A 10,664-nucleotide genomic window follows, 5' to 3' on the forward strand; every position below is an offset into this window, starting at 1 on the left:
GTGCAGCTGGGCAACCTGCGCTCGCAGCCGGTTCCGTTCGTCCTGAACCAGCCGCCACCGCCGCCGGGACCCGCGCCGGGTGCTCCTGCGGCCCCCGCACCGCCGGAGGCGCCGCCGGCGCCGGGACCGGCGCCCGCACCCGGGGGATAGCCCGGATTCAGTTCAGCGGATCGGCGATGGTCGACTCCGCCAGCTGGGACAGACCCTCACGCACGTGGCGCGCCCACATCGCGCCGATGCCATCCACCGACTGCAGATCGTTCGCGCTGGCCGCGAGCAGACCCTGCAGCGTTCCGAACGCCCGCACCAGCAGGTCCACATGGGCGAACTGAAGCCTGGGAATCCCGGCCATCGCGCGGTAGCCGCGGGGGCTCAGCGCTGAGTCCTGGGCCTCCGCCGTGGTCGGATATCCGAAGACCTTCGCCAGCGCGGTGAGCTCGAGCAGGTCGGTGTCGGACAAGGTGTCCAGCTCTTCCAGGGTGGCGGCGACTTGTGGTTCGGATGGCGGCTCGGGGTTGGCGTGGTAGTCGCGCACGATCAATTCCCTGGCGGTGTCGTTGCCGCCCAGCAGCTCCCCCAGCTGCAGCCGCAGCTGACGGCCGTCGGTGCCGAGCTCGACGGTCTCGTAGTCGATGACCAGACCGATGCGCCGGACCAGCTCCAGGCGTTGCACCGCTGTCATCACGTCGCGCAGCGTGACGAAGTCCTCGATCTCGGCCCGCGACAGCTGCCGGCTGACCTCGTCGAGGCGGGTCTTGTAGCGTTCCAGGGTCGCGATGGCCTGGTTGGCCCGCGACAGGATGGTCGCGGAGTCGGTCAGCACGTGGCGTTCGCCGCCCACGTAGACGGTGACGATGTTCATCGAGTGGCTGACCGAGATCACCGGATAGCCGGTCTGGATCGCGGCCCGTTCGGCCGAGCGATGCCGGGTGCCCGATTCGTCGGTGGGTATCGACGGATCGGGGACCAGCTGCACGTTGGCCCGCAGGATGCGGCTGCCGTCGGTGGACAGCACCACGGCGCCGTCCATCTTGGCCAGCTCGCGCAGCCGGGTGGGCGCATACCGCACATCCAGGGAGAACCCGCCGTCGCAGATGGCTTCGACGGCCTCGTCGTGCCCGAGCACGATCAGCGCCCCGGTGCGGCCGCGCAGGATGCGTTCCAGGCCGTCTCGGAGCCCGGTGCCCGGTGCCAGGCGGGCGACAGCCTCACGCAGCGTCGGTCGGGTCACAGCGTGTCATTCTGCGGCCCCGTTAGCCTGTGCGTCCAGCCGATGCAACGGTGCCGGGGCGGCGCTGCGGTGGTCGGCGATGTCGATCATGTGTTCCAGAGCGGCGATGATGGTGGGCGCGCAGAGCGCACGCATGCTCGGCGGTACCGCCTTACAGCCGGCTGGGATCAGCGCGATGTTGAACCCCTGCCGGGCAGCCTCGGCCAGTCGCCGGTCCACGCCGTTGACCGGGCGCAGGTCGCCCGCCAGGCCGACCTCCCCGATCATCACCGCGGTGGTGGGCAGCGGCAGGTTCGCGAACGCCGAGGCCAGCGCGATCGCTACGGCCAGATCCGACGAAGGGTCGGTCAGCCGCATGCCGCCCACGGTGGACAGGTAGATGTCGTTGACGGCGAGGCTCAGCCGGGCGTGCTTTTCCAGCACCGCGGTGATCATCGCGGCCCGGGCGTGGTCGATACCGCTGACGGCGCGTCGCGGCGAGCCGCCGCCCGGTGTGGCCAGCAATGCCTGGACTTCCCCGATCAACGGCCGCTTCCCGTCCAGCGCCACCGTGATGGCGGTACCGGCCACGGGCGCCGGCCGTTGATCCAGGAACAGGCCGGAAGGGTCGGCGACGTCTTCGATTCCGTTGTCGTGCAACAGGAAACACCCGACCTCGTCGGACGCGCCGTAACGGTTCTTGACCCCGCGGACCATCCGCAACGTGTCGTTGCGGTCGCCCTCGAAGTGCAGCACCACGTCGACGAGGTGTTCGAGTGACCGCGGACCGGCGATGGCCCCGTCCTTGGTGACGTGGCCGACCAGAATCAGCGCGACGCCGTTGGCCTTGGCGGCGGCGGTCAGCGCGGCCGTCACCGCGCGCACCTGCGTGACGCCGCCGGCCACGCCGTCGGACTCGGCGGTGGACATGGTCTGCACCGAGTCCACGATGACCAGCGCGGGGCGGACCGTCGAAATGTGTTCCAGCACCGTGTGCAGGTCGGATTCGGCGGCCAGGTAGAGCTCGTCACCGACGCAGCCGATCCGGTCCGCACGCAGCCGGATCTGGCCGGCGGACTCCTCGCCGGAGACATACAGCACCCGCCGTCCCGCCTCGGCCCAGCGGTGGGCGACCTTGAGTAGCAGCGTCGACTTGCCCACCCCGGGATCGCCCGCCAGCAGCGTCACCGAACCGGGCACCACGCCGCCGCCGAGCACCCGGTCCAGTTCGTCGACGCCGGTGGGGCAGGGCCGCGCGCGCTTCGCGTCGACCGAGCTGATCGGAACGGCTTGGGAGGCGCCGATCAGCGCCGCGCTACGACGGCCGCCGCCGGCTACCGCACTGAGCACCGCCACCTCGTCGACAGTGCCCCAGGTTCCACACTCGCCGCAGCGCCCCACCCACTTCCCGGTGACATGGCGGCATTCCGAGCAGCGGTACTGGGTACGCGTGTTCGCCACGACATGACCGTATCGGGCGGGGGTGACAGCCCGCCGGATTCACACGCGCTCAGCCGTGCTGTTCTGCTCCCGTGAGGTGGGGCGGCGGTTCCAGCGGGGCCGAAATCGGCACCTGCACGTCGCGCTCACCGGCCTTCTCGAATTTGAAGGTGAATTTGTACATTTGGCCGTTGCTGATCTTCTGCTTCAGCGCGACGGACGCTTTTGCCGCAGTGCTGGACCCGGTCGGACCCGGCTCCACCCGCTGGCCGTCGGGGCTGCCGATGAACAGCATCCCGCTGGGCTTCAGCTCGGGATCGCCAGGGGTGACGTTCACGTCGCCGATCGCAGAGCTGATTCCCGTCAGCTTGTCGGATACGTCCGGCGACTGATTGACTGCGACCAGCACCAGCTCCACCGTCCGCCCGGGCTGGATCCAGTCCGAGTTCTGGTCGGCCTGGATGCGGATGTCGCGCAGCTCCACGCTGTGGCGCACTTCGGTGTTGTTGATGGTGAGCACTTTGGAGATGGTGATCTTGTTGCCGTTGACCGCGGGTTCCTGAGTCGCCATCTGCGAGATCTGCCCGGCTCCGCAACCGCTGAGCACGGGCGCGATCAACGCAACCAGGCCGATGCCGGCGAGGGCGCGGAGGCGGGTCCTGAAGCGGTTCACTCACTGCCTCCTGCGTGGCCTCTGGTCAGGCGGTCTGACGTCCAACTATGCACAGTAGTAGGAAGGAGACGCAGACGGTAGCCGACGGCGCCAAGTGGGAACGCGCCAGCTGACTGCCATTGCTGGCAGCTGACGGCGCCGAGACCAGCGGAACAACAGCCGGTGAAGCACGTCGCCGGTGCGCCGCCTTGCACGTATTGGCCCCCGTGTCAAGCCCTAATCTCCGGGTGTTGTGCCCCTGACCTGCACCGTTGTTCCGCACGCTTTGGAGCCCCGTGTTAGCATGGAGTAACGAAAGGGGCTCGAATCTGATGATCTTCAAGGTCGGAGACACCGTTGTCTATCCACACCACGGTGCTGCGTTAGTCGAGGCGATCGAAACCCGAACCATCAAAGGGGAACAAAAAGAGTATCTCGTCTTGAAAGTGGCGCAGGGAGACCTGACAGTTCGAGTGCCCGCGGACAACGCCGAATACGTCGGCGTCCGCGACGTTGTCGGGCAGGAAGGCCTGGACAAGGTTTTCCAGGTGTTGCGCGCGCCGCACACCGAGGAGCCCACCAACTGGTCACGCCGCTACAAGGCCAACCTGGAAAAGCTCGCCTCCGGCGATGTGAACAAGGTTGCCGAGGTAGTCCGCGACCTGTGGCGTCGCGACCAGGAACGTGGTTTGTCCGCCGGCGAGAAGCGCATGCTGGCCAAGGCCCGCCAGATCCTGGTTGGTGAGTTGGCGCTCGCCGAGAGCACCGACGACGCCAAGGCCGAGACTATCCTGGACGAGGTTCTGGCGGCGGCCTCCTGAGGCCCCCTGAACATCCTCTCTAGTTGCAAGTAATTGCGATAGTTACTGCCGCAGGCTCTGGTGAGCGGCTGGCTGTCGGCGTGCCCAAGGCGTTCTATCAGCTCGAGGGACGCACCCTGCTGGCACGGGCCGTTGACGGTCTGCGCGATTCCGGGGTCGTCGACAGCGTGGTCGCGGCGGTACCCGCCGGCCTGATCGACCAGGCAAAGCAGATCCTCGGCGACAAAGCCACCGTGGTGGCCGGCGGGGCCGTCCGCACCGAATCCGTCAGCCAGGCGCTGCAGGCTACGCCTGAGGCGGCCGAATTCGTGCTGGTGCACGACGCCGCGCGGGCGCTGACGCCACCCGGGTTGATCGTGCGCGTGGTGGAGGCGTTGCGGGCCGGTAATGTCGCCGTGGTGCCCGCGCTGCCGGTGACCGACACCATCAAGGCCGTAGATACCAACGGAGCGGTCCTGGGCACGCCGGAGCGGGCCGGATTGCGCGCCGTTCAGACCCCGCAGGGGTTCGCCACCGAGCTCTTGCGGCGGGCCTATCGGCAGGCGAGCGCGGCCGAATTCACCGACGACGCCTCCCTCGTCGAGCACATCGGCGGCCAGGTTCGGGTGGTCGACGGCGACCCGCTGGCATTCAAGATCACCACCCGGCTGGACCTGTTGCTGGCCCGGGCGATCGTGCGCCAATGAACGAGCTGCCACGCATCGGTTTGGGCACGGATGTGCATCCGATCGAACCCGGACGGCAGTGCTGGCTGGTCGGGCTGCTTTTTCCCGACGCCGACGGCTGCGCCGGACATTCCGACGGGGACGTGGCGGCGCACGCGCTGTGCGATGCGCTGCTCTCGGCTGCAGGGCTGGGCGATATCGGTGCCGTGTTCGGGGTCGACGATCCGCGCTGGGCGGGTGTCAGCGGGGCCGAAATGCTGCGCCATGTCGTCGAGCTGATAGCGCAGGCCGGCTACCGGGTCGGCAACGCCGCGGTGCAGGTGATCGGGAACCGGCCGAAGATCGGCCCCCGTCGTACCGAGGCGCAGGACGTGCTGTCGGGTCTGTTGGGGGCGCCGGTGTCGGTGTCGGCCACCACCACCGACGGGCTCGGCCTGACCGGGCGCGGGGAGGGTCTGGCCGCCATCGCGACGGCGCTGGTGGTGCGGGTCGACTGACGCACGCTCGCGGTGGCGGGCTTCGGCGATTGGCCAGGTAAGCTGGCACGTCGTGACCGATCGCCCCCTTATGCGGCTGCACGACACGGCCTCTGGAACCGTGCGTGATTTCGTTCCGCTGCGCGACGGGCACGTCTCCATCTACCTGTGCGGCGCCACCCCGGACACGCTGCCGCACATCGGGCATGTGCGCAGCGGAGTGGCCTTCGACATCCTGCGCCGCTGGTTGATCGCGCGCGGGTACGACGTCGCGTTCATCCGCAACGTGACCGACATCGAAGACAAGATCCTGAACAAGGCCGCCGCGGCGGGCCGGCCGTGGTGGGAGTGGGCGGCCACGTATGAGCGGGCATTCACCGCGGCCTACGACGCGCTGGATGTCCTGCCGCCGTCGGCGGAGCCGCGCGCCACCGGCCACATCACCCAGATGGTCGAATTAATGGAATGCCTGATTGAAACCGGCCACGCGTACGCCGCCAAGGGCGACGTCTACTTTGACGTGCTCAGCGACCCGGAATACGGGCAGCTGTCCGGGCACCGGATCGACGATGTCCATCAGGGCGAGGGCGTCGCCACCGGCAAGCGTGACCAGCGCGACTTCACCCTTTGGAAGGGCGAGAAGCCCGGCGAGCCGTCGTGGCCGTCGCCGTGGGGGCGCGGCCGGCCGGGCTGGCACCTGGAGTGCTCGGCGATGGCCCGCACCTATCTCGGGCGAGAATTCGACATCCATTGCGGCGGAATGGATTTGATCTTCCCGCACCACGAGAACGAAATCGCGCAGAGCCGCGGCGCCGGTGACGGGTTCGCCCGCTACTGGCTGCACAACGGCTGGGTGACGATGGGCGGCGAGAAGATGAGCAAATCGCTGGGCAACGTGGTGGCCATTCCCGCGATGCTGCAACGGGTGCGAGCGGTCGAGCTGCGCTACTACCTGGGCAGCGCGCATTACCGCTCGATGCTGGAATACACCGAGACCGCCCTGCAGGACGCGGTCAGCGCCTATGTCGGTGTGGAGGACTTTCTGCACCGGGTGCGCAACCGGGTCGGCGCTGTCGTGCCCGGTGAGTGGACGCCGCGGTTCGCCGCGGCGCTCGACGACAACCTGTCGGTGCCGATCGCCCTGGCCGAGGTGCACCAGGCCCGCGCGGACGGCAACCGGGCGCTCGACGCCGGCGACCACGAGGGCGCGTTGAAGAGCGCCGGGTCGATCCGGGCGATGATGGGCATTTTGGGCTGCGACCCGCTCGACGAGCGCTGGGAATCGCGCGACGAGACGTCGGCCGCGCTGGCGGCCGTCGACGTGCTGGTGCAGAACGAGCTGGAAAACCGCGAGAAGGCGCGCGAGCAGCGCGACTGGGCGCTGGCCGACGAGATCCGCAACCGGCTCAAGGAGGCGGGCATCGAGGTCACCGACACCGCCGACGGACCGCAGTGGTCGTTGCGGACCGACGACGGTAAGTAAATGGCGGGCAACTCGCAACGCCGGGGCGCGGTTCGCAAGTCCGGCACCAAGAAGGGTCCTGCCGTCGGCTCCGGCGGGCAGCGCCGTCGCGCGCTGGAGGGGCGTGGTCCCACACCGCCGGCGCGCCTGCGGCCCAACCATCCGGCCGCCAAGCGGGCAGCCGCGCAGCCACGCCGACCGGCTCGCCGGGTGGACGAAAGCGAGACGGTGCTGGGCCGCAACCCGGTCCTGGAATGTCTGCGTGCCGGTGTTCCGGCGACGGCGCTCTACGTCGCGCTGGGCACCGAGGCCGACGAGCGGCTGACCGAATCCGTCTCCCGGGCAGCCGATTTGGGCATCGCGATCCTGGAGGTGCCGCGGACCGATCTGGACCGGATGAGCGCCAACCAACTGCACCAGGGCATCGCCTTGCAGGTGCCGCCGTACCAGTACGCCCACCCCGACGACCTGCTCGCCACGGCCCTCGGTACGCCGCCGGCGATGCTGGTGGCGCTGGACAACATCTCCGACCCTCGCAACCTGGGCGCGATCGTGCGTTCGGTGGCGGCGTTCGGCGGGCACGGCGTGCTGATCCCGCAGCGCCGTTCCGCCTCGGTGACCGCGGTGGCCTGGCGCACCAGCGCCGGGGCGGCGGCCCGGATCCCGGTGGCGCGGGCGACGAATCTGACCAGAGCACTTAAGAGTTGGGCCGATCGCGGGGTGCGGGTGGTCGGTCTCGATGCCGGTGGCGACACCGTTTTGGACGACCTGGACGGCACCGACCCGCTGGTGCTGGTGGTCGGTTCGGAGGGCAAGGGGCTGTCCCGGTTGGTCCGGCAGAACTGTGACGAGGTGGTGTCCATCCCGATGGCGGGTCATACCGAGTCGCTGAACGCTTCGGTGGCCGCCGGCGTGGTGCTCGCCGAAATCGCGCGCCAGCGCAGAGGATGACTTTCCCTGCGCGACTTTGCGCGCTCTTGGCGGCCGTGGTGGCGCTCCTCGTCCCGGTGCCGGCCGCGTCCGGACAGGCGCCCGGCTTCGACGTGCAGGCGCATGCCGGCGGTCGCGGCGAGACCACCGGGGAATCGCTGCGAGCCTTCGCGAAGGCAATCGAAACAGGTGTCAGCACAATCGAACTCGACATCAACATCACCAGGGATGGGCAACCACTGGTATGGCACGACTCGACGTTCGACGCCCAACAATGCTCCGACACCGGGCCTGCGTTCCCGGGTGATCCGGCGTATCCCTACGTCGGAAAGCGGGTGTACGAGCTCAGCCTGGCGCAGATCCGCACCCTGGACTGCGGCAAGCCGAACAAGGAGTTCCCCCGAGCTGAAGTGGTGTGGGGCAACAAGATAACGACGTTGCCGGAGGTCTTCAAGCTCGCCGATTCCCGTCACAGCGATGTCCGCTACAACATCGAGACCAAGGTGGCCGCCGATCAACCGGGAGTCTCGGCTGAACCGCAGGAGTTCGTCGACGTGATACTGGCCTCGGTCAGGTCCGCGGGCAAGGTCGACCGGGTGGAAATCGAGAGCTTCGACTGGCGAACGCTGCCGATGGTGCGCCGGGCCGAGCCTTCGATTCCGTTGGTGGCGTTGTGGGATGAGCAGACCTGGGTGCCGGGTTCACCATGGTCGGCCGGTATCGACCCGGCCGTCGTCGGTGATCCGATGATCGGCGCGATGCTGGCAGACGCCGGTGTCCTGTCGCCCCGGTACCCGTTGGTCGACAAGGCGTTCGTCGATCGGGCACACGCGTTGGGGCTCAAGGTCATTCCGTGGACCGTCGACGACGCCGCTGCCATGCGGGAACAGATCGCTGACGGTGTCGACGGCCTGATCACCAACTATCCGACGCTGCTGCGCAGCGTGCTGGCCGGGTAGGCCGGCTTTGGCGCTGCCCGCCCGATTCAAGCCCGGGTCGCCGCGGCCGCACATAGAAGGCACATAGGCCGCACATAGGTTGCCTGACATATTGTTTCGCGCGACATCCGTTGGCCCGCGAGCGGCCGCGCGGTACTCTCCGATAACCGGGTGCGTGCCGCGTCGAGCGGGTGCTCAGCACGCACCACATCGCAGACAGGAGAAAGCTTTCCGTTGATCGTCTCGGGTCGAATAGCACAACGCCGGCGCCGGCCGCGACCGCGACCGGGATGGCCGCGTTGAACCGAGACGAGCGCGGTCTCGTTGACAGCAGATACATAGGTTTGAAATGCGCCGTCTGGGTGAATCAGAGGGGGGACTCGGGGTAGCAGTCAGCCAGCATCGATCCAATCAAACCGTCTTGGGGGGGACCCGTGACTACCAACCCGTTCGACGACGACAACGGCAGCTTCTTCGTCTTGGTCAACGACGAGGAGCAACACAGCCTCTGGCCGACCTTCGCCGACGTTCCGGCCGGCTGGCGGGTGGTCCACGGCGAAGCGGACCGCGCTGCGTGTCTGGACTACATCGAACAGAACTGGCCCGACATCCGACCGAAGAGTCTGCGCGACAGATTGGCTGAGGAACGGGGGGCTTGATCGGTAGACCATCTCGAGTGGGGGGGAGCGGATGGAGTTGGGCGACCGAGCATTGCCGGTGACGCGTGCGCAGCTGGACATCTGGCTTGCGCATGAAGCGGGTGGCTCGAGCGCGGAGTGGCAGCTTGGCCTGATCGTGAAAATCGAGGGCACCATCGAACATGATGCCCTCGAGTGGGCGGTCCGCCGCGTGCTGCAAGAGGCCGAACCTGCCCGGGCGACATTCTTCGAGGTGGACGGCCAGGTCTTCCAACGGGCCGTCGATTACCCGGTCGTAGAGGTGGCCTTCTACGACCTGAGCCGCTCGGCCGATCCCGATCGGGAAGCCCGCGAGACGGCATCGACGATCCAGCGCACCCCGATGCCACTGAGCGGCGCGCTGTTCAGATTCGCGATATTTCAGACTCGGCTCGACGAATTCCACTTGTTCGCGTGCTGCCACCACATCGTCATGGACGGATCCGGCCTCGCGCTGATGTGCCATCGGATCGCATCGGTCTACTCGGCAATTGTTTCTGGCGCACCTGTTCCGCCGGCGTACTTCGGCTCGCTGCAGGACTTGGTTGACTGCGAATCCGAATACGAAGCGTCCGGCGATTACCTCGAAGATCAGGCCTACTGGACTGCGAATCTTCCCGAGGAAGGCGGATCTTCTCACCGGTTGTCTCACGCCGCGGGCGAGCGTGATCCGTACCGGTCTGCGGCGCCTGCCCGGTTGGACCCGGTAGTCCTGCGCCGGGTTCAACAGTTGTGCGACGCGTGGAACGTGCCTCGATCATCGGTCATCACCGCGGCGTGCGCGCTTTTGGTACGTGGGTTCTGCGCTGAAGGCACCGAGGTAGTGCTCGACTTCCCAGTCAGCAGGCGGGTCCTTCCGGAGTTGAAGACGCTGCCCGCGATGGTTGCCGGGGTGGTGCCGCTGGTATTGCGGATTGCGCCGGACTCTGCGGTCGCCGGCTTCTGTGAGTATGTCGATACGCGCATCCGGGAAGCGCTGCAGCATCAGAGATTTCCGGTGCGGGCCCTGGAGCGAAAGGCGCACCCGCGCGGCCCGCGGGAACTGGCCGACCGGGTGGTCGTTGATTTCCTCCCGTCCGCATTCACCGTGCCCTTCGGCGGTGTCGAGGCATCGGCGTCATTGATCTCTGGCCTTGCCGGCGGCTTCGGGCTGATCTTCACGGGAACCGGCGACGAGCTTCTTCTCAGCACGCTGGGTGCGGCGCAGCCGTTTTCGAATTTTGCCGTCACCGAATTGGCCCAGCGGCTGGAGCGGGTGTTGGTGGCGATGTCGGGTGATCCGGGGCGGCGGTTGTCGTCGATCGATGTGCTCGAGGGTGATGAGCGTGCGTGGTTGGTGCGGGTGGGGAATTGGGGGGTGTTGGCGGGGTCGGTGGGGGTGTCGGTGTCGATT

The 10,664-nt window shown here is 67.8% G+C and carries 11 protein-coding genes and 1 pseudogene; 9 read left to right on the top strand and 3 right to left on the bottom strand.

What is annotated here, in order from left to right:
- Nucleotides 1–150 (top strand): annotated as a pseudogene (locus VML93_RS38675) (hypothetical protein); the annotation flags it as partial.
- Between the two features lie 7 nt (nucleotides 151–157).
- On the opposite strand, the gene disA reads toward VML93_RS38675, so the two are convergent.
- Genes disA through VML93_RS22395 form a run of 3 tightly spaced genes read right to left on the bottom strand, consistent with a single transcriptional unit; the run spans nucleotide 158 to nucleotide 3,323 of the window.
- Complete coding sequence (gene disA / locus VML93_RS22385) at nucleotides 158–1,231, bottom strand: DNA integrity scanning diadenylate cyclase DisA (RefSeq protein WP_325614425.1); 1,074 nt, start codon at nucleotides 1,229–1,231, stop codon at nucleotides 158–160.
- Nucleotides 1,232–1,237: 6 nt separating this feature from the next.
- The gene (gene radA, locus VML93_RS22390; protein ID WP_325614427.1) at nucleotides 1,238–2,671 is read right to left on the bottom strand and encodes a DNA repair protein RadA; all 1,434 of its coding nucleotides are present in this window, start codon (nucleotides 2,669–2,671) and stop codon (nucleotides 1,238–1,240) included.
- 49 nt (nucleotides 2,672–2,720) lie between these two features.
- Nucleotides 2,721–3,323: a hypothetical protein gene (locus tag VML93_RS22395; protein WP_325614429.1), complete on the bottom strand. Its 603-nt coding sequence runs from the start codon at nucleotides 3,321–3,323 to the stop codon at nucleotides 2,721–2,723.
- 311 nt (nucleotides 3,324–3,634) lie between these two features.
- Here VML93_RS22395 and carD point away from each other — a divergent pair, with 311 nt between their 5' ends.
- The 8 genes from carD to VML93_RS22435 form a co-directional block, all read left to right on the top strand.
- The gene (gene carD / locus VML93_RS22400) at nucleotides 3,635–4,123 is read left to right on the top strand and encodes an RNA polymerase-binding transcription factor CarD (protein ID WP_007166539.1); all 489 of its coding nucleotides are present in this window, start codon (nucleotides 3,635–3,637) and stop codon (nucleotides 4,121–4,123) included.
- Between the two features lie 23 nt (nucleotides 4,124–4,146).
- Nucleotides 4,147–4,809: a 2-C-methyl-D-erythritol 4-phosphate cytidylyltransferase gene (ispD, locus tag VML93_RS22405; protein ID WP_325614430.1), complete on the top strand. Its 663-nt coding sequence runs from the start codon at nucleotides 4,147–4,149 to the stop codon at nucleotides 4,807–4,809.
- Complete coding sequence (gene ispF / locus VML93_RS22410; RefSeq protein ID WP_325614431.1) at nucleotides 4,806–5,285, top strand: 2-C-methyl-D-erythritol 2,4-cyclodiphosphate synthase; 480 nt, start codon at nucleotides 4,806–4,808, stop codon at nucleotides 5,283–5,285. Before ispD ends, ispF begins: the two co-directional genes overlap by 4 nt.
- Nucleotides 5,286–5,337: 52 nt before the next feature.
- Nucleotides 5,338–6,747, top strand: coding sequence for a cysteine--tRNA ligase (gene cysS / locus VML93_RS22415; protein ID WP_325614433.1), 1,410 nt, complete (start codon nucleotides 5,338–5,340; stop codon nucleotides 6,745–6,747).
- The gene (gene rlmB / locus VML93_RS22420) at nucleotides 6,748–7,677 is read left to right on the top strand and encodes a 23S rRNA (guanosine(2251)-2'-O)-methyltransferase RlmB (RefSeq protein WP_325614435.1); all 930 of its coding nucleotides are present in this window, start codon (nucleotides 6,748–6,750) and stop codon (nucleotides 7,675–7,677) included. It abuts the gene before it with no gap.
- Between the two features lie 26 nt (nucleotides 7,678–7,703).
- Nucleotides 7,704–8,615, top strand: coding sequence for a glycerophosphodiester phosphodiesterase family protein (locus VML93_RS22425; protein ID WP_325614442.1), 912 nt, complete (start codon nucleotides 7,704–7,706; stop codon nucleotides 8,613–8,615).
- Between the two features lie 413 nt (nucleotides 8,616–9,028).
- Nucleotides 9,029–9,253, top strand: coding sequence for an MbtH family protein (locus tag VML93_RS22430; protein ID WP_325614437.1), 225 nt, complete (start codon nucleotides 9,029–9,031; stop codon nucleotides 9,251–9,253).
- A gap of 58 nt (nucleotides 9,254–9,311) precedes the next feature.
- On the top strand, nucleotides 9,312–10,664 hold a 1,353-nt coding region (locus VML93_RS22435; protein ID WP_414686418.1), incomplete at its 3' end, for a condensation domain-containing protein.

Source organism: Mycobacterium sp. (genome assembly GCF_035499775.1).
Lineage (GTDB): Bacteria > Actinomycetota > Actinomycetes > Mycobacteriales > Mycobacteriaceae > Mycobacterium.